The sequence below is a fragment of the Pantoea sp. C8B4 genome, assembly GCF_051336905.1.
Lineage (GTDB): Bacteria > Pseudomonadota > Gammaproteobacteria > Enterobacterales > Enterobacteriaceae > Pantoea > Pantoea rwandensis_B.
This window is the reverse complement of the sequence record NZ_JBGMNK010000001.1, coordinates 155,656-175,065: the sequence shown is the minus strand read 5'-3', so window position 1 is coordinate 175,065 and position 19,410 is coordinate 155,656. Positions and strand designations below refer to the sequence as shown.

Sequence of the window (19,410 nt, the reverse complement as noted above, 5' to 3'; positions counted from 1 at the left end):
GGCCATTCCTTTTAATGCACGCTGTTGAGTTCGGTTTCTGTCTGTTTAGGCGCAACCAGCAGGGTGATTTCAACGCGACGATTGCGCGCACGATTGGCGGCAGAATCATTCGGTGCCAGCGGGTTACTTTCACCCCGACCTTCAACGATGATGCGCTGCGGCTGCTGCAGATCCTGCGCCAGCATCTCCTGTACTGACTGGGCACGCGCCAGCGACAGGGCATAGTTCGAGTTGAAGCGCGCGCTGCGAATCGGCACGTTATCGGTGTAACCGCTGACGCGAATCTGACCGTTGACGTTGTCCATCGCCTGCGCGATGCGGCGGATCACCGGGCGATAACGATCGCGAATGCTAGTGGCAGCTGAGTCAAACAGGCCGTCACCCCGCAGCAGCACCACGCTGCGGGTGGCTTCGTCACGGACCGTCACTAACCCTTCGGCGATCTCAGGCGCGAGGAAGTGACGCAGATCCAGCGTCGGTGCTGCAGGTGCCGCCGGGCGGGCGATATCCACTTTCGGCACATCGGTTTGATAAATCGCAGAGAGTACTGGCGCGGTGAAGTGGTTGAGTCGCCAGTTCAACGCGATGTACACCGCGCACCCCAGCAGTGCCAGCAGGGCGGCAAAACTCCACAGCGGGATAAGCGGCTTCCACAATTTGAGTTGTACCGGTTCATCCAGCGGCTGCGGTGACAACGGAGGTGGGTAAGGACCGCGCACTGATCGAATCAACTGCAGCAGGCGCAGTTTCAGGGTTTCCAGCTGCGTACGGCCGTTCTCCATGATGCGATAGCGACCTTCAAAGCCGAGCAGCAGGCAGGCGTTCATCAGCTCCAGCAACAGGATGTTTTGCTGTGGATGCTGTGTCAGGCGCGCCAGCAGTTGAAAGAACTTCTCGCCTCCCCAGGTTTCGTTGTGGAAGGTGACCAGTAATCCGCTGCGCGGCCAGACATCGCGACTGCCCCACGGCGTGAGGGCTGCTGCTTCATCCAGCGAAGTGCACAGGCAATAACGTGCACCGACGATGGTCTCATACGGCAATTGCGCCTGCTGGCAGGCCACTTCAAAGCGGCGCACCAGGTCGATCAACTGCTGACGCAGGCCCGCAGGATTGTCGTGGCTGACCGAATGGCGAAGCTGCGCAATGGAATTGATCAACGGATTGGCAATCGCCACCAGCGGATTCTCATGGGCTGAAGCGGTTTCCAGTTCGCCATTCAGTGACTGCGGCTGCATCATGATCGCTTTTCTCCGTGCTTAATTGCGCGCATGACGCAGCGCCCATAGTTGCAGGTCGAGACCGGGGAATTCGCCCGCGAGGTGCAGCGCAAAGGCTTCGGCTTTCGCCATCTGCTGCCACAAATCACCGCTGCGCTCCAGCTCGAAGTAGACGTAGCCTGAGTGCCAGGGGATTTGCCTTGGGGCGGCGGGCATGATGCGTAAACCAATGCCGGGCAACTGCAACTGCACCAGGTCACGGATTCGCGTTACCGGGGCGATTTTCATCTGTGCCGGGAAGTGGGTGATCAGCATTTCACCCGGCAAATCGGCGCGCACTGCCAGCACAAAGCCGTAATCGCGAATCAAACTGACGTCGGACACCGTCGCCACGTACAGGCCGTGTGAGCGTTCGGTTAACGTCAGCTGCAGCGCATTCTCTTCCATCACCAGCGACAGGCTTTGGCGCAGTTGAATCATCAGACGGCTAAAGCTGAGATAGAGGTTATCGTGGTCATACACCGGTAACTGCTCGCCGGGGCGGCGCGACGGTGACCAGCTGGAGAGTTCAGTGGCAAACTGTAACCACTCGCTGAACAGGCGCTCGGGATGCAACTGCGGCAAGCGGCGGCTGTGCGCCACCTGACCGATGTAGCGGTTGATCAGCGTCAGCAGCATAAAATCGATCATCTCGGTATTGCCGCCGCGTCCCGCCTGCTGCAATCGTTCGCCCATTTGCTCACTGCGCTGTTGCAGCAGGCCGTGCATATCGTTAAGAAAAGCGGTGATGGTCGGGGAGACATGACCGTTGAGCAGCGGGGGAATGTAATCGGTGTCGAGCGTCAGGGCGCGATCGCTGCCGCTGCTCTTGACTCGCGCCACGCCGACGGCGGTCCATTCTGCGTTAAGATCAGCCGCGGGCATCAGGCAGAGACGCAGGCGACCAAACTGCATCGGCGCGCGCCCCACCGAGGAGGCATTGAGATCGTCCACTTCACGATCCTGGCTGAGATAACGCGCCAGTGAATCGCTGGCATCGCTGAAGATCACTTCAGTCTGACCCTGACGCTGTTCCGGCAAGGCCAGCACCACGTCAATCGGCTCCTGCACGTCGCTCAGCGCCAGCGGTGCCGGGCCATTTTCAGCGCCGTTAATCACAAAGGGCGTGCCATCGGGCAGCAGACCGCTGGCTTCAGCAATCGCCAGTTTGCCCTGACGCAACAGTGCCTGGTCAATCGTCAGCGTCATAAAGCCCCAGTGCCACGGACACTGTAGCTTGCCCCAACTGCGGCTGTACGCTTCCAGCCAGCGTTCCGACTGCTGAAAATGGTGAGGACGTAAAAACATCCCTTCACTCCAAATCACCTTGTCTGCGGTGTGCATAGCGCCTTCCTGATTCCGTTTAATCGTCGTTTGCCGTGAGGTGCAAACCGGCTGCGGTGGCGTTCACCTGGCCGTGCAGTGCATCGGGCGAGAATTGCCAGAACTTGTAGAAATTGGTTTCGGTGGGGGCGGGCAGCGGTACCACGACGCGCCAGGCTTTGCCGTTAAGCGTGGCGTATTCGGCGATCACCCCCAGATAGTGCGCCTCAAGTGACGGTGTGCCGCTCAGGGTTTGCTGGGGTTGCTGTGAGGTCAGAAAACGTTGCTGGGTATCCAGCAGATCCGCGCCCAGCACCGTTGATGCGTTGTTCTGCAACGAGTAGAAGTCGGCCGACTGGAAATTGGCATCCGAGCGCAGCACAAAGACCCGCACTTTTAACGGCGCGCCGTTGTTGGCGTTCGACGCACCGTTCAGCGTCAATTGCCAGTTGGCTGGGACCTGGCGTGACGACGACATACAACCGCTGAGCAACAGCAGCAGCCCGCACAGCACCGCGATACGCGCCTTCATTACTGAATAATCCAAGTGGATGAGTTGCCTTTTCGGCACGCCTGGTCACCCGAGCCCACGCCAATACACTGCTGCTGGGCGCGACGAGGACGCGCGGCCTGTGCCTTCACCGTGGCGCTGTAGCGATCGGCCGTCACGGCTGCGCGATAAGGGATATAACCGCTGAGTTGGCCGTTATCTTGCGTTGAAACGGCCAGCCAGCTGTTCTCCACTTCGCCCAGAACTTGCAGCGTGGCACCGGCTTCCAGCGTCTCCATACGCAGCCCACTGAAGTCGGGACGGTTCATGAGTGATGCCGGATAGAGGGTGCGATATGCGGCGTTGACCGGTGTGAACTGGTGTGGGGGTTGGATGATGTGCATATGCACCAGCGGTACCGCGTTGACGGTGCTGGTTTCAAGGGTATCCGCCGTCACAATGGGAGGCGGCGCTTTGCAGCCGGCCGTGATGGCGGTGGCAAAAAGGGCAGCGAGAAAGGGCAGTTTGCTGTGCAGTGTTGTCATTTTTATCAACGTCCTGTGTAAAAACATCAGTCTTCAAAAGGGGTACGCAGTGGTCGCGGCGTGCGGTGGCGCTTTTCGCCGTAAGCAGCACCGTTGATTGCGCGATTTCCCGGGTTGTTTCGCCATGTGCAAGACTATGTCGCCAGCAATGCCACCGTGGTTTGGCTCGGGCTGATGCGTACGCCGGGCGCGTTGGCCACGTTCTGTTGCGTCACGCTGCCCATGCGCGTGGCGGGCATGCCGTTGATTAAAAGAGAGTTGCAGCCCGTGAGGTGGCGCGACAGCCCCATAAAAGTTTCTGAAATCACACCGCCCAGCACGCCCGCTTCATCGCCCTGGGTGATTGGCGTGATCGTGGAGAGGTTGTGCGCAGGCATACCGGCGAACAGCACCGTGCTGGCCGTTGGCACAGCGGTGTTACCGAGAGCCAGATTGACGAAAGTGACCGGTGCCGGGGTTTTGCAGACATCGGCAATCGCCTGATCGGTGCCACCACACTGACAATTTGCAAACATGCTGTTCCCTCTTAGCCCATGTGAATCTGTTTACCGTCGACACGCGTCAGTGCTTCGCTACTGATCAAAGTGGTCGGCGCGCGCAAACGGGTGAGCTGGCTGGTTTTGATATCCAGCTGGCCCGCCCGCACTTGTTCGGTGTGGGTGGTGCGGCGCAGCAGGTGGTGACTGATTTGACTCAGACTCTCCCAGACACTTTCGCAGCGTTGTCCAAACAAACGACTGAGCGACACCCACAGGGCGACTTTTTCTCCGCGATAGTTCAGTTCGTCGATCTGACAGTCGCCGTGCTGCGCGGCCAACTGAAACTGTGGGCTGCGCAGCGTTAATTTCTGACTGGTGCTGAGGGTTAATTCGCCTTCGCAGTGCAGCTCAGCGGCCTGCTGCGGTTGGCTGCGTACCAGGACCGCCAATAGCCACAATTGCTCTCCGGCGCGACACATCAGCACGCGGTCATCCACCTGTGGCGTAAGCAGGCAACTGGCGGCGCGTTGTCCGTGCCAGCGGCGGCCTTCAATCAGCACCTGAACGGAGCCGGTTGCATCGATGCTCAACACCTGCCCCTCGGCCTGTAACGGGAGATCCAGCGGCATGGCAACGGTTTTTTCAGCGTGGTTCATGGTGATCCTCGTGGGGGGTTAACCGCGTGTGCGGCTGCCAGTTTTCAGCGGCAAACAGCGCGTCATCCTGTTCAACGATGCCGTCACGGCTGGAGAAGTGGCTCTGCTGCTGGCTGGCACGATGCAAGCGGGTGTGCGCAAAGTGCGCGTCACGGAGATCGGCGTGATCCAGCGTGGCATAGGAGAAATCGGCGTAGTGCAACTGGCTGTGCTGAAAGTTAGTGCGCTCGGCCCGCGCCTGTTGCAGCACTACGCGCTGTAATTGGCAGTGGCTGAAATCGGCATCGTCCAGCTGCGCCTGCATAAAAATGGCCTGATTGAAGTTGCTCTGCTGACAGCGTGCTTCGCTCATCACGCTGCCGGTAAACAGCGCCTGCGAGGCCTGCACGTTGCGCAGATCCGCCGCGCGCAGCGATACCTGGCTGAAATTGCACTGCGTCAGTTCTGCGCCCTGAAAACTGGCTTCATCCAATTGGCTGGCGGTGAACTGGCTGCGGGCAAAATGTTGCTGGCGGTAGTCGCCGCCGCGCATATCGCATTGATAGAAGGTGCAAAGCGCAAAGCGGCTGCTGTGCAAATCGCTGCGGCGCAGGTCGAGGCTCATCAGCGTGCATTGTTCCAGACTGGCATGGCGTAGCAGCATCTGGTAGGCCGACAGCTCGATAAAACCGCTTTGAAACAGCGATGCCAGCAGGAAACTGCTGTCACTGAGGTCGCCTTTATTGAATTGGCTGTTGATGTGGATAGTTTCGCTGAAGTCGCTTTCCATCAACTGACACTGATTGAACAGACAGTCGGTTAGCGTGCAGCCGCTGAACTGTGTGGCGACCATCTGACATTGGCTAAACAGCGTCTCGCGCAGCTGCGCCTGATCAAACTGCGCCCCGGCAAGTTGGCATTCGCTGAACTGCGTTTCATGTAAATTACAGCCGCGAAAATCGGCTCCCCTCAAATCGACGGCGATAAAACTTCCCCCGGAAAGATCCATGCCGGCGAAGTGACGCGCAGTGGGGGCAATCGCATGGATGATCTGACCTTGCTTGATGGCGTGCTGAATTTGAGTTGGCGTCATGGCTATACCTGATGTTCGCGACGACGCGGCAGCGTTTTCATGCTGTCGGTCAGCGCATCCTCGAAGCGGGTGTGAGAATCAGCATGGGTTTGCGACAAATCCGCGCGGAACAGATTGCAATCACTGAGATCGCAGCCGGCGAGCTGGCTTTTCTGCAAATCGGCACCGAGCAGAAGGCTGCCGGTCAGCCACGCGGCGCGGAAATCGGTGCGGACAAAACGGCTATTGTGGGTGCGCATCAATCGCAGGCTGGCACCACGGCAATTGGCACCGCTGAGGTCGCTGTTGTGCAGCGTGGCTTGATCGAAGTTAGCCGCCTGTAAGTCGATGTCGCGCAGGTTACATTCAGTCAGTTGGGCTCGACGGAAATGTGCCTGGGGCAACTGACTCTGCGCGGTGAACACGCACTGTTTCAGTTGTGCATCGTCAAAGCAGAGATCGGATGAAGTACAGGTCACCAGCGCCATGCTGTGCGCGTTAGCATGTTGAAAACGCACCGCATTTAACCTGCAGTGAATCAGGTTGCTCTGGACAACCTGCGCGTGGCTAAAATCCAGGGCCTCCAGCGACAAATTCATCAGATCGCAGCGATCAATCAGGGCATGTTGCAGGTTGCAGTGGGCTATCGTCGCCTGCTGTACAAACAGCTGACGCAACAGCGCACGCTCGAAACGGCAGTGTTCCAGTTGGCACGCGTCCAGTTCGACTTCACACAGGCTGCTGTCGCTAAAATCGCTGTGCCAGCACTGCGCTTGCGCCAGGTTGGCTCCGTCTAGCAGGCAGTGCGTCAGGCTGGTGTAATAGAACTCAGCACGAACCAGTACTGCGCCGCGCAAATCGGCGCCGTTCAGCTGGCAGTGGCTGAAATCGGTGTTTTCCAGTAGCGCGTTTTCCAGATCAATGCCGCGCAGGTCCAGCCCGGAAAGGTCGGCTCCGGTCAAATCCCAACCACGCGCGTCTTTGTCGCCGCGCATGCAGGCGATGAGCTGTTGACGCTGAGAGTCTGAGGCGGCAAGGCTGAGGCGTGGCGCGGAAGGCTGTTGCTGTGCGGTCAGGCGATAGCTGTCGAGCAGGGCCTGTTCGCTGTGCGCAATGTCTTTGTCACGCGGGCCGAGTAGATGACGATTGGCATGCAGTTCGTCGCGCTGCTGGCGATACTGGCTTGCGCCATCGGGCATCGGTAAGGATGCCGCGTGAGTGCGTTGTGATTCCTGCTGATAGCGCGTCATCATCTGCTGATACTGCTGCTCACCTTCGGCTTCCTGCCGCGCCAACTGGCCGGCTAAATCGTCTTCTATCGCGAATTTATGCAGGCTGCTTTCCGGCACCGGTTGATCGAACTGCTGGCGCTGCTGATGTTCATAGCGATTAAGGTTTTGCAGCAAAGGGCCGGGATCGCGATTGAACGATGGGGTGCGGGTGTTGGCGAGAATCGCCCCATCAATGAGATCGCTTTCGCGGAGTGCATGCAGTGCGGCATCGGCATCGGTACTGCGCAACTGGTGAACGTGGCGATAATGCTCCTCTCCACGCGGTGCTTCATCCCGCTCCAGAGCCACCATCAGCGACTTCACATCAAATGCATCATCTTCGTTTATGGGGCAACGGCCATGCCAAATCACCAGCAGCTCGTTGCAGTGCGGCAGAAAGTGCAGGGTGGTGGCGCGCATCGTCACGGTTTCAAACAACACGCCATCCTGACGACGACGGGTCACAAACGCACAGGCCTGCCAAAGCGGTAATTTTCCCTGTTGTAACGGCTGGCCGGGGTGCATGTTCTCAATGCGCCACTCAGCACCGCGTGGCAGGGTATCGCGTTCTGACCACCACTGATCCGCAGGGGCCTGATTAAATACCCGCCAGTCGGTATCACGCGGGAACCCGGGATAATCATGCTGCAGCCACGAGTCGTCATAATTCTTGCCCATTAAGGCCTGGCGCATCGGATGAACCATCGATATCGCGTGCAAGGGGGCGACCTGATCCGAACCGACGGTGAGCTGTTTGCGCAACCCGGCCACCTGAATCACCACCTCACATTCGGATTCGCCCGCGGCAGGGTAGCCATAACCACTGACGAGAAATTCCGCGCACTGTTTGGGGATCGCCATATCCAGCACGCCATCGGGTGATTGCAGCGTTTCACTGACGCGCTGCCACAGCGTTTGCTCATCACGCAGCGCAGGCTGAGGCGCCATATCCAGCAGCGCGATAACCGCCACACCGAGATAATCCTGTTGCTGCCAGCGATAGGGGCGGGAGAGTACGCTGAGATGCGACGGTTTGATAATTTGCATTACGCATCCGCCCACGGATTGAAGGTGGGATCGTTTTCATCAGCAGGCGGATTATCATTCTGGTTGTTGTTGTTGTTGTTGTTGTTGTTCTGGCCGTCGCGGTTATTCTCACGCTCGGCCTGTTCACGCGTCTGCGGGTTATTTTTCTGCGTCACCTTCTCTTCGCGCTGCTTCTCCCAATCCGTTTTCTTCTTATCGTCGGCTTCCTGCTTGATGGTTTTGCGCGCATCGCGCTCATCGGTGAGCTTTTTGATCTTCTCCTGCAAGGTATTACCGAGGCCTTCACTCACCGCGCCACTCATGATTGACATCATGTTGGTGCGAAGGGTGTAAAACGGCACCTGCTCGAAGCGTTGCAGATCGGCTTTGTATTCGACCTGGGTTTTGCTGCGCTTGATGTAGGTGTAATCCATGCTTAAGCCCTTCACCGCAAAATCGGTGGTAGTGGCAGCCACGTTGCTCACCGCGTTCACCGTGCCATTGACGCCGTTGATGGTCAGGCCGATACCAGTTGTGGTGAAGTTCGCGCCGGTGACCGTGTAGTAACTGCCGCGCGAGGTGTGGTAGGTGGTGGGGGCGCTGGTGGACACCGTGTCATTGCTGTGAATCGTCACTTTACCGGGAGCCCAAATTTTCAGCGCACCATCGCCCTCTTTAGCGGCATAAATCTTGATGGCATTGTTTGCCGAGAGGTTGAGATCTTTTTGCGCATGAATATCCAGCGACTCTTCGCCTGATAAATCTTCGAACGAGATAAAATTGCCGTTGCTGGCATCGCTGTTTCCCACGGAGCGCGTCCAGAAACCGCTTTTTGACCATGACCAGGATGAGGCGGCTTCAGCCGTAATCGTGTCGCTATCGGCGATATCGCCTTCACTGCCAATGGATAACAGACTTTCGCCCACCGGCAGAGTTTGCAGATTATTGAACACGCGACCGGTGATGACTGGCCTGTGCGGATCACCGTTAATGAAATCCACCACCACTTCTTCACCGACGCGCGGAATTTGATAATACCCTTGCTGACTGCCTGCCCACCCACTGGCCACACGTAACCAGCAGGAGTAGAGATCCGCCTCGTTATCGGGTTTAAACCACAGGAATTTCACCCGCACGCGACCGTATTCGTCGGTGGCCACCGTGCTGTTATCGCCTTTGCTGGCATCGGGGGCGTTGACCACCACAGCCGTTTGCGGGCCACTGGTACGCGGCCAGTGCGTGCTGCGTGCCGGTCGCCAGTTCACCGTGGCGGGCACCACGCGAAAGGTAAAGCAGTGGCGCGTAAAGTCTTCGTCGTTGCTGGCGTAACTGTTTTCCACCAGTTGGTAATCCACGGCGGTAATCAAAAAGGATTGACCTTCATCGCTGGCGCGTGGGGCCTTGATCAGCGCAAAGGTATAGCCGGGTGCCAGTCCAAAGGCATCGCCCACGCCATCGGATTCCAGCTGGCGCGCCGCAAATTCCTGCTGACGCACCGTGACGTAATTTTGCCCATCACCTTGTTGCGTATAGTGTCCCGGCCATTCGCGCTGAGTGGCTATTTTTTCTGCGTGTGATTGACCGATCTGACCGTTTGCGGAAAGATCAGCATTACTTTCCAGATAATTGTAATCATCGTGTTGGTAAAGGCTGGGGGAAATAGCCGCGCTGGCTTGCCAGATATTGATGCTTTCATCATTGACATATCCGCCTGCTGCGGCCTGGTGATATTCAATGCAGTCATAGCCGGTAAAAGGGTGATGAACAGAGGGATCATCTGCCAGAATCAGCGTCTGTTTATCCATGGCGTGCTCGAAATAGAAATAGATTCCTTCGTGCTCCATCAATCGTTGAATGAAATCGAAGGTGCTTTCCTGATACTGCACGCAGAATTCCCATTCGCGATAGCTACCGGTGAGCTTATTTTCAAAGATAATGCCAGCGTCATTCAAGACCGTTTCGATGATTTGCTTTACGGATTGTTTTTGCCAAATACGGAAGCCGCGATTTTGTGTCAGATACCATAATTCAGGTCTGACCTCCGCACGATAAGTATAATATTCTTCCCGATGCTTCTCGTGCCCAACAAATGCCATGCGCGTAATAATGCCACTCAGGTAACGTGTGACGCCGGGACGTGGGTTTAACTCCAGCGTTAATGGTTTACCTAACAAGTCGGGTAACGCGATGCTGTTATCTTTACTAAGAAATTCAATGTCATATTGATAAAGGCACGACAATGCCTCATGGCCTGTCATGCTTTTGAATAACAGTGATTCACCTAGCGGGGAATGCGCAACGACGACACGATCCATAATCACCCTTTGTTTTTATTTCGGCATGGCTACCGCACGGACCGCAAAATAATCTTATTTTGCACCCTGAAATAAAACGGCAATAAAAACCGATGAGCACTTAATTCCGTTTAAATGGAGGCTCTGTGTATTGACTCGAATTTACAAAACTTTCAACGTTTTTATATTATTTGCTGGCCCGTGTGAAGATAAGAAACTTCCTAAACACTTTTCTAACGAAAACATAACGCAATTATTTTTATTGTCATCTTTAGTATGACAAATAGCGATCCCCCCATGGATATTGCTCTGCAGGCGGGTAAAGGGAAGTGGTATTTTCTTTATGACTTTAATTTGAATTGAAAAATAAATTTTTATTATGACCCAATATGCACCATGGGTGAGATGGATGATGGGGAGGAATAAAGCAACAGGTTATGATGTTAATAAGGGAAGATATCCTCCGCGACATTAACGGGGAGTTATTTGTTCATGTGCCATTTCTTAAAGTCACCAATAATTAAAATAGAATATAGGTGTGATATAACGCAAATTCACATCAAATAATCCTGATGCGATGGAAATTTTTGTACATATCTGTTGTTGTTTTGTAACCTGACAATTTTTCATTCTTATATTGAAAGATTCTCATGTTTCCAAATGACTTTTTTGCGATTTGCGAGTGGAAGGAACGTTGTGGCCTCTGGCACCTGTAGCACCTAAAGCTAATCCATAATCTGACTCTTTTCATTTTCCTGACAGTTGCGGTGATGCGAGTTTGATAGACTTCAGATTGAGAATGAACGTTCACTACAGGGTTATTCATGAAGAATTTTCAGCGCAGTGTGATCGCCGGACTGGTGATGTTAGTCGCCGCTTGCGATCAAAGCAGCAATCAGCAAACCCACGCCACCACAACGGAAGTGGGTGTGAAAACGTTGCAAAACGAATCGGTTACGCTGGACAGCCAACTTGCCGGACGTGTGACCGGCAGTATGACATCCGAAGTTCGTCCGCAGGTTGAAGGCATTATCCTGAAACGCCTGTTTACCGAAGGCGACGAAGTGAAAGCCGGGCAGGTGTTATATCAGATCGACCCGGCCAGCTATCAGGCCAGTTACGATCAAGCGCTCGCGCAATTAAAGAACGCGCAGGCGTTGGTAAAAAGCAGCAAATTAAAAGCGGAGCGTTATGCTGCTTTGGTGAAAGAGAACGGCGTGTCGCGTCAGGATGCTGATGATGCTTTGGCAACCTATCAGCAAAACGTGGCATCGGTGGACCAATATCGTGCCGCTGTAGAAAGTGCGCGCATCAATCTGAATTACACCCAAATCAAAGCGCCGATCAGCGGTCGTATTGGCATTTCATCGGTGACGCCAGGTGCGCTGGTGACCGCCAGTCAAACCACTGCACTGGCGACAATTCGTGCTCTCGACCCCATTTATGTCGATCTGACGCAATCCAGCGTCCAACTGCTCAAACTGAAGCGTCAGCAGGCTTCCTTACAGCAGAGCACTGATGCCGTGCCTGTGACGGTGAAACTCGAAGATGGCAGTGCTTATGACCATCCGGGCAAACTGGAACTGACGGAGGTGTCGGTAGATGAAGCCACTGGCACCGTGACGCTGCGCGCTATCTTCCCTAACCCGCAACATGAGCTACTGCCAGGCATGTATGTCCGCGCCAATGTGACGAACGGCGTAAAATCCGATGCGATCCTGGCACCGCAGCAGGGGATCACCCGTGATGCCAAAGGCAACGCCACGGCATTGGTGGTCGATAAAGAGAATAAAGTCGAAAGCCGTGAAGTGGTTGCCGATCGCGTGATCGGGAATAAGTGGCTGATCACCTCTGGCCTCAATAGTGGTGACAAGTTGATTGTTGAAGGCACGGGAAAAGTGCAGGCGGGCATGAGTGTTAAAGCCGTGGAAGTGACGCCAAACGATAAAGCCGCGACCAGCGAGGGTAACTGATATGTTGGCTCAGTTCTTTATTCGTCGGCCGGTATTTGCCTGGGTTATCGCCATCTGCATTATGATGTTCGGTCTACTCAGCATTAACAGCCTGCCCGTGGCGCAATATCCTGACGTCGCGCCACCGCAGATCAGTATTCAGGCAACGTACACCGGTGCGTCGGCGGAAACGCTGGAGAGCAGCGTCACGCAGGTGATTGAGCAGCAGCTCACCGGGCTGGATGGGTTGCTCTATTTTGACTCCACCAGCACGGCATCGACCGGGCAGGTGAAGATCAATGTGACCTTCCAGCAGGGCACCGATCCCGATATCGCCCAGGTTCAGGTACAGAACAAGGTTCAGCAGGCAGAGAGCCGTTTGCCTACCGCGGTCACCACGCAAGGTGTCACCGTGGAGAAAGCGCAGAGCGACTTCCTGCTGATCCTGGCGGTGTACGACAAAACCAATAAAAGCAGCTCTTCCGATGTCGCTGACTATATGGTCAGTAATATGGAAGATACGCTGGCGCGTGTTTCCGGCGTGGGTAGCGTGCAAGTGTTTGGTGCCGAGTACGCGATGCGCATCTGGCTGGACCCGAGTAAGCTTGCATCCTATTCACTGATGCCCTCGGATGTCACTACCGCGCTGGAGAGCCAAAATACCCAGGTTTCTTCTGGGCAATTGGGCGCACAGCCAGCCAGCAAAGAACAGCAGCTGGTGGCGACAGTTCGTTCGCGTTCGCGTCTGCAAACACCAGAGCAGTTCCGCAACATCGTGCTTAAGAGTCAGTCTGACGGTTCGGTAGTGCGACTGAGTGATGTCGCGCGCGTCGAAATGGGCGATGAAGACTACAGTGCCAACGTGTTGGCGAATGGCCATCCCGCATCCGGTATCGCTGTGCAGCTGGCATCTGGTGCGAATGCGCTTTCCACCGCTGAGCAGGTGAAAGCCACCATCAATGAGTTCCGTAGCAGCATGCCGGCGGGCTACGAGATTGCTTATCCACTCGACAGCACCGACTTCGTCAAAATCTCGATTGAAGAGGTGGTGAAAACGCTGATCGAAGCGGTGATCCTGGTGGTTATCGTGATGTTCGTGTTCCTGCAGAACATTCGTACGACGTTGATCCCGGCGATTGCCGTGCCGGTGGTTTTACTGGGTACGTTCGGTGTGCTGTCGCTGTTTGGTTACTCGATAAACACCTTAACCATGTTTGGCATGGTGCTAGCCATCGGCTTGCTGGTCGATGATGCGATTGTGGTGGTGGAGAACGTTGAGCGCGTGATGCGCGAGGAGGGGTTACCGCCGCGACAGGCCACGGAAAAATCAATGAAGGAGATCACCGGTGCTTTGATTGGTATCGCGCTGGTGTTGTCGGCGGTGTTCCTGCCGATGACCTTCTTCAGTGGTTCAACCGGTGTGATCTATCGCCAGTTTTCGATCACCATTGTGTCGTCGATGGTGCTGTCGGTGATTGTGGCGCTGACACTGACGCCGGCCCTTTGTGCAACCTTACTGAAACCTCATAACCACGAAAGCGGCACCAAAGGTTTCTTTGGCTGGTTTAACCGCAGTTATGAAAAAGTGCAGGGGCGCTATCAAAACGGTGTGGGCCATGTGGTGAACAGTTCAGTGCGCTACCTGCTGCTGTACGGCGTGTTGTTGATCGGTTGTGCAGTGCTGTATATGCGTTTGCCAACCGGCTTCCTGCCGACGGAAGACCAGGGCTATATCATGGTGCAGTATCAGCTGGCACCGGGTGCCACGGAAAACCGTACCAGTGAAGTCCGTCAGCAGGTACAGCAGTACTTTGCCACCAAAGAAAAAGACAACGTTAACGTTAGCATGCTGGTTAACGGTTTCAGTTTTGCTGGTAGCGGACAAAACGCCGGTATTGGTTTTATCTCGCTGAAAAACTGGAGCGAGCGTAAAGGCACGGAGAACAGCGCCGATGCCATTGCGGGCCGCGCGATGGCTGCGCTCTCCAGCATCCGTGACGCGCAGATCTTCGTACTTTCACCGCCTTCAGTATCGGGGTTAGGTCAATCGAACGGCTTTACCTTTGAATTACAGGCGCGTGGGGCCACCGATCGCGACCAACTGCTGAAAATGCGTAACCAGCTGATTGCCGAAGCCAACCAGGACCCGGTGTTGAGTGCGGTACGCGCGAACTCACTGCCAGATCTGCCGCAGTTGGATGTCAGTATTGATGATGCCAAAGCGCAATCGCTGGGGCTGACCATTAGCGACATTAACGACACGCTGAGTGCAGCGATTGGCGGGAGTTACATCAACGACTTCACCGATCGTGGTCGCGTGAAGAAAGTGTATATGCAGGGCGATCAACAGTTCCGCAGTAAGCCTGAAGATATCGACCAATGGTATGTGCGCGGAACGGATAGCAGCAGTAACACTACCATGGTGCCGTTCTCGTCGTTCGCCTCCTCAAAATGGGCTTACGGTCCAGATGTGTTGTCACGCTATAACGGCCTGGCTTCTTATGAAATTGAAGGATCGTCAGCATCGGGCAAGAGTTCGGGCGATGCCATCACCGCAATGGAAAAGCTGGCGGCCAAACTACCGGCTGGCACAACCTTTGCGTGGAGTGGACTCTCTTATCAGGAAAAACTTTCTGGCAACCAGGCGATGTCGTTGTATGGCATTTCCCTGATTGTGGTGTTCCTGTGTCTTGCCGCGCTGTATGAAAGCTGGTCGGTGCCGTTCTCGGTGATGATGGTGGTGCCGTTAGGGGTGATTGGATCACTTCTGGCGATTACGTTGCGCGGTCTTGAAAACGATGTGTACTTCCAGGTGGCGTTGCTCACCATCATCGGCCTATCCGCGAAGAACGCGATTCTGATTGTGGAGTTTGCGGAGGAAAATTACCGCAAAGGCGAGAATCTGGTGAAAGCTGCGATTCATGCCGCCACGATGCGTTTGCGTCCGATCATCATGACGTCACTGGCGTTCACTGCTGGGGTGCTGCCGCTGGCGATTTCTACCGGCGCGGGTGCTAACAGCCGTATTGCTATCGGGACAGGTATTATCGGCGGCACCCTGACAGCAACGTTACTGGCCATCTTCTTTGTACCGCTGTTCTTTGTTCTGGTCCGTCGCGTGTTTCCGGCGATTCCGCATGACGATGCACAGTCAACCGAATCAGCTGTGAAGGCGGAGGAGTAATATGTCTGCAAAATTATTAATGGTGTTGTTACCGTGCTTTCTCGCGGGCTGTGTGTCACTCGATCCGCACTACGATCGTCCCAATGATGCGGTCAGCACCAGCACACCAACCGGCGATGCCTATCGTGGCTTGCAGGGCACGCCAGCGAATTATCGTGATATCAGCTGGCAGGATTATGTGCTGGATACCAAGCTGCGTCAGGTGGTGGCGATGGCGCTGGACAGCAGCCGCGATCTACGTGAAGCGGTCGCCAGTGTGAAATCGGCACACGCACAGTACGGCGAGCAGCGCGCCGATCTCTTCCCGACGATTAGCGCAGGCGTGAGCGGCACCCGTTCGCGTGCGTTGACGGGCGAGGGGAATCAAACCGCGCTCAGTAATACTTATTCGGCGGAAGGCAGCGTGAGCTCCTTCGAGCTGGACCTGTTTGGCAAGAATCAGAGTCTTTCGCGTCAGCAGTATGAAACCTATCTTGGCACGCTGGAGGGCGCTCGCAGCACGCGCCTGACGGTGCTGTATAACACGGTGGATTACTGGTTACAGCTGGCGGCGGATCGCAGTAATCTGGCGATCGCGAAAGAGACGGCAGAGAGTGCGCGCCAGTCGCTGGAGGTGACGCGCAAACGTCTGCAAAACGGCGTGGATTCGATGGTCGATGTGGCTTCAGCAGAAACGACTTATCAATCTGCACAGGCAGATGTGGCCAGCTATACCACCAGCGTGGCGCAGGATAAGAATGCGCTGGATTTGGTGGTCGGGAAGCGTGTGCCGGATAGCCTGTTACCCCAGGATATTGAGTCGATTGGCAATGCGTTGAAAACCGTACCTGCTGGCGTGTCATCGGAGGCACTGAACAATCGCCCAGACGTTTTGCAGGCCGAGCACAACCTAAAAGCGGCCAATGCCAATATCGGCGCTGCGCGAGCCAACTTCTTCCCGAGCATTACGCTGACCGCAAGCGGAGGTGTTGGCAGTGCCGATTTGTCTTCACTGTTTAAGAACGGCGCAGGCATTTGGTCGTTTGCACCGAGCATTTCGCTGCCGATTTTCAAAGGTGGCTATAACGTTTCCTACCTGAACTACACCAAAGCGCAGAAAGAGTATTACGTTGCGGTGTATGAGAAGTCTGTGCAAACCGCTTTCTCTGAAGTCGCGGATGCGCTGGCACGGCGTGGCACCATCAACGATCAGTTGACCAGCCAACGTAATAATGTTGCTGCATCGCAGACTTACTATCATTTGGCCGACCTGCGTTATCAGAACGGGGTTGATACCTATCTGAATGCGTTAACTGCCCAGCGTACGCTCTACACGGCGCGGACCAGTTTGGTCAGTGTTGAGCAGGCCTACTACCAAAACCTGAATACTTTCTACAAAGTATTGGGTGGCGGTACGGCATTGAAAGAATCTGAACTGAAACTGTAACGCTTTCCCGGGCCGGTAATGTATCGGCCCGGTGAAAAATGTAACCGGGTTTTTTATCACTATTTCAGTGAGAAACGCCTTCGCGTATCCTATGAAAAACAATAATTACGCTGTGGACATTTTAGGAGTCATGATTGAGCAAATCAGAGAATGAAGAATTCTTTCAGCAACGACAGCAGCTGATTATTTCAGCGGCTAAAGTCTGCTTTAGTCAGTCGGGTTTTCATGGTGCCAGCATGGCGGATATTAGCCGTGAATCTGGCTTGGGAGCAGGGCAGATATATCGTTATTTTGAGAGCAAAGAATTAATCGTCAGTGAAACCATTAAGAGTATTGCTGTGAATTGGCGTCTGTTTCTGCAAAATAATCTTCCGCGTCAAAGCAGTACCGCTGATATTATCAATACGGAATCCGGCTTTTGGCAGGATTGGCCTTATCAGGATCGCTGTTTATTGCTGGAGATGTATTCGGAAGCATCGCGTAATCAAGCTGTGCGCGCAGTTCTGGCGCAGGAAGAACAATTATTAATTACGGAGTTGGAGACATCATTATGTCAACAGAGCCCTGGCGTGAGTGATCAGCAGTGCAATGAGCGTATTCAATTCTTATTGATGCTGGTGGATGGCGTTGCCTGCCGCGCCTTTGGCGATAATACCCTCGATCATCGGGAAAAAGGCAGGATCAATGGCATTCTTTCGCATCATCTGTTTGGCTGATATCAAACCTTATCATGTTGATTGATGTCACGTGTGATGGCATCGAAGAAAGGCATAAACCCGACAGGTACCTCACGCTGTTTCATGCAACGGCGGATGATCATGCCATCAATCACCAGTGAAATGATGTGCAATCGGGTATTGATAACGCTGGCATCCAGTGACGGATTAAGCGTCTGTTCCTGAGTAATAAAATTATTTTTTAATACCTGCCACGCATCATTCATTATCTGACGAATACGCCCATTACGTGTGGCTTCAGATGAGATTTCCATTAGCAAGACAATACTGTGCTCGACTTCAGGTGGCACAATGTCCTGCACCGAATGCGTCACGCCTCCTGCATGGGCAATTCGCTCAAAATCAGCATTTAATAATGCAATCATGCGTTGAACTACATTCGTCACCAACGCTTCAATAATGGCTTCTTTATTTTTGTAATACTTGTAGATTAAACCAATGCTAACGTCTGCCTGGCTGGCAATATTCTGAATGGAGGTTTGATGAAAACCTTTTAGGCGCATGCACTGTTCGGCTGCATCAAGAATCTGTTCGCTGCGATTCATGTTATTTACTCATCACGGAAAAGTGTATTTTACGCAAAAATATGCAGGCTGACTAATCCTGAATGCTGAAAGTTGGCGGTCTGAGTGTTGTTTCTGCCTCTTATTATTGCTACGGGTTATTAATATTCAAAAATTTTGACATAAGCGAGCAAATCGAACACCTGTTCTGGGATTTTCTCGCCGCTATCATGATGTGCATAGCCACATTTTGAGGAGCAAACCATGAACGTGATGCGAGCCCAGCGCGACCAGTTATTTGAATACGGTCCCTTTACCATCCGCCGGCAAAGACCCGGTGAGGCTTTTGGCGCGTTGGCGATTGTTGATCAGATGTCGTTGAAAATGGATGCGCGTATTCCGATGCATACACGGCAAGATGAAGAGATTTTTAGCTACGTCTGGCGCGGTTCCGCTCAACACCTTGCTGAAAATGGCGACAAAATTGCGCTGAACGCCAAACGCGCCATGGTGGTGAGTGCGGGGAGTGGAGTGCGTTATGAAGAGTCTGCACCTTTTATTGAAACCGAGATGCTGCAGGCCTATATCCGTCCGGCTAAAAGCGGCGGTGCGCCACGCACCCTGGATTTCACTCGCGCGGATGGGTTGCCGCTAAACGCCTGGACTTTGCTGGCGGGACCAGAAAGTAGCGATGCACCGTTGCCGTTGGGTCAGGACGTTTTTATTTTTGATCTAAAAGTGGAGCGGGGCGCACAGGTTGAGGTGCCACATCTTGCCGGTTACTCAACATGGCTGACGTTGCTGGATGGCATTGTGCGTGTTGGCGATGAGCGGTTGATGCCAGGGGATTCGATCAGTGAGCAGGGCGCTTTACCTGATGTGCGTGGCGAGCGTGACGCGATAGTGATCGCTTTTCTGGTGAGTGACGGTGTCACGTTTGGGTGAGCTTGGCTAGAAAAGCGCTCATGAGAAAGCGTGCTATGGCGAGGGCCATGAGGGCTCTTGGGTAGGGTTTGTTGTAGCAAATTGTTTGTTAAGGCGCATCCTAAGATTTTTGCCTGGTGTTAGGGCTGCCATTGATCAAGAAATGGCAGCTTTTTTGTATGTGCCGGTGTGGGCCGTAGCACCGCTGCTGCTGCCGGGCCGTCCTCGCGCCGCTAACGCGGTACCCTCGGCTTCCACGTCGTGCCGACGGATCGTTCGGGTAAGGCCGTCCT

General features: G+C 54.5%; 15 protein-coding genes. 5 read left to right on the top strand and 10 right to left on the bottom strand.

From position 1 onward, the window contains the following. Window positions 1-11: 11 nt before the first annotated feature. The 9 genes from ACCW76_RS00785 to ACCW76_RS00745 all read right to left on the bottom strand — a co-directional run bounded on the left by ACCW76_RS00785 (window position 12) and on the right by ACCW76_RS00745 (window position 10,412). Window positions 12-1,235 carry a DotU family type VI secretion system protein gene (locus ACCW76_RS00785; RefSeq protein ID WP_436337675.1) on the bottom strand — a complete coding sequence of 408 codons (1,224 nt, stop codon included), beginning with the start codon at window positions 1,233-1,235 and terminating at the stop codon, window positions 12-14. Between the two features lie 21 nt (window positions 1,236-1,256). Continuing rightward, window positions 1,257-2,600, bottom strand: coding sequence for a type VI secretion system baseplate subunit TssK (gene tssK / locus ACCW76_RS00780; protein ID WP_436337463.1), 1,344 nt, complete (start codon window positions 2,598-2,600; stop codon window positions 1,257-1,259). A gap of 19 nt (window positions 2,601-2,619) precedes the next feature. Then, on the bottom strand, window positions 2,620-3,111 hold the full coding sequence (tssJ, locus tag ACCW76_RS00775; protein ID WP_436337462.1) for a type VI secretion system lipoprotein TssJ: 492 nt from the start codon (window positions 3,109-3,111) through the stop codon (window positions 2,620-2,622). Continuing rightward, window positions 3,111-3,614: an SH3 domain-containing protein gene (locus ACCW76_RS00770; RefSeq protein WP_436337461.1), complete on the bottom strand. Its 504-nt coding sequence runs from the start codon at window positions 3,612-3,614 to the stop codon at window positions 3,111-3,113. Before ACCW76_RS00770 ends, tssJ begins: the two co-directional genes overlap by 1 nt. Before the next feature lie 134 nt (window positions 3,615-3,748). After that, window positions 3,749-4,129 (bottom strand): DUF4150 domain-containing protein, encoded by a 381-nt coding sequence (locus ACCW76_RS00765; RefSeq protein ID WP_436337460.1) that lies wholly within the window; start codon window positions 4,127-4,129, stop codon window positions 3,749-3,751. A gap of 11 nt (window positions 4,130-4,140) precedes the next feature. Beyond that, window positions 4,141-4,749, bottom strand: coding sequence for a DUF3540 domain-containing protein (locus tag ACCW76_RS00760; RefSeq protein WP_436337459.1), 609 nt, complete (start codon window positions 4,747-4,749; stop codon window positions 4,141-4,143). After that, window positions 4,736-5,821, bottom strand: a complete 1,086-nt coding sequence (locus tag ACCW76_RS00755) for a pentapeptide repeat-containing protein (protein WP_436337458.1) — start codon at window positions 5,819-5,821, stop codon at window positions 4,736-4,738. The genes ACCW76_RS00760 and ACCW76_RS00755 overlap by 14 nt, the downstream gene beginning before the upstream one ends. Window positions 5,822-5,823: 2 nt before the next feature. Then, window positions 5,824-8,118: a DUF2169 family type VI secretion system accessory protein gene (locus tag ACCW76_RS00750; RefSeq protein WP_436337457.1), complete on the bottom strand. Its 2,295-nt coding sequence runs from the start codon at window positions 8,116-8,118 to the stop codon at window positions 5,824-5,826. Next, window positions 8,118-10,412, bottom strand: a complete 2,295-nt coding sequence (locus ACCW76_RS00745) for a type VI secretion system Vgr family protein (RefSeq protein ID WP_436337456.1) — start codon at window positions 10,410-10,412, stop codon at window positions 8,118-8,120. The genes ACCW76_RS00750 and ACCW76_RS00745 overlap by 1 nt, the downstream gene beginning before the upstream one ends. A gap of 803 nt (window positions 10,413-11,215) precedes the next feature. Between ACCW76_RS00745 and ACCW76_RS00740 the strand changes: the two genes are divergently transcribed. From ACCW76_RS00740 to ACCW76_RS00725, 4 genes are all read left to right on the top strand, one after another. Further along, complete coding sequence (locus tag ACCW76_RS00740; RefSeq protein ID WP_045832052.1) at window positions 11,216-12,364, top strand: efflux RND transporter periplasmic adaptor subunit; 1,149 nt, start codon at window positions 11,216-11,218, stop codon at window positions 12,362-12,364. 1 nt (window position 12,365) lies between these two features. Next, window positions 12,366-15,527 (top strand): efflux RND transporter permease subunit, encoded by a 3,162-nt coding sequence (locus ACCW76_RS00735; protein ID WP_045832053.1) that lies wholly within the window; start codon window positions 12,366-12,368, stop codon window positions 15,525-15,527. A gap of 1 nt (window position 15,528) precedes the next feature. Beyond that, window positions 15,529-16,953: an efflux transporter outer membrane subunit gene (locus ACCW76_RS00730; protein ID WP_436337455.1), complete on the top strand. Its 1,425-nt coding sequence runs from the start codon at window positions 15,529-15,531 to the stop codon at window positions 16,951-16,953. 134 nt (window positions 16,954-17,087) lie between these two features. After that, window positions 17,088-17,669: a TetR/AcrR family transcriptional regulator gene (locus ACCW76_RS00725; protein WP_436337454.1), complete on the top strand. Its 582-nt coding sequence runs from the start codon at window positions 17,088-17,090 to the stop codon at window positions 17,667-17,669. Window positions 17,670-17,671: 2 nt separating this feature from the next. Here ACCW76_RS00725 and ACCW76_RS00720 read toward each other — a convergent pair whose 3' ends face one another. Continuing rightward, complete coding sequence (locus ACCW76_RS00720) at window positions 17,672-18,235, bottom strand: TetR/AcrR family transcriptional regulator (RefSeq protein WP_436337453.1); 564 nt, start codon at window positions 18,233-18,235, stop codon at window positions 17,672-17,674. 222 nt (window positions 18,236-18,457) lie between these two features. Here ACCW76_RS00720 and ACCW76_RS00715 point away from each other — a divergent pair, with 222 nt between their 5' ends. After that, the gene (locus tag ACCW76_RS00715) at window positions 18,458-19,138 is read left to right on the top strand and encodes a pirin family protein (protein WP_436337452.1); all 681 of its coding nucleotides are present in this window, start codon (window positions 18,458-18,460) and stop codon (window positions 19,136-19,138) included. The last annotated feature ends 272 nt before the right edge of the window (window positions 19,139-19,410 follow it).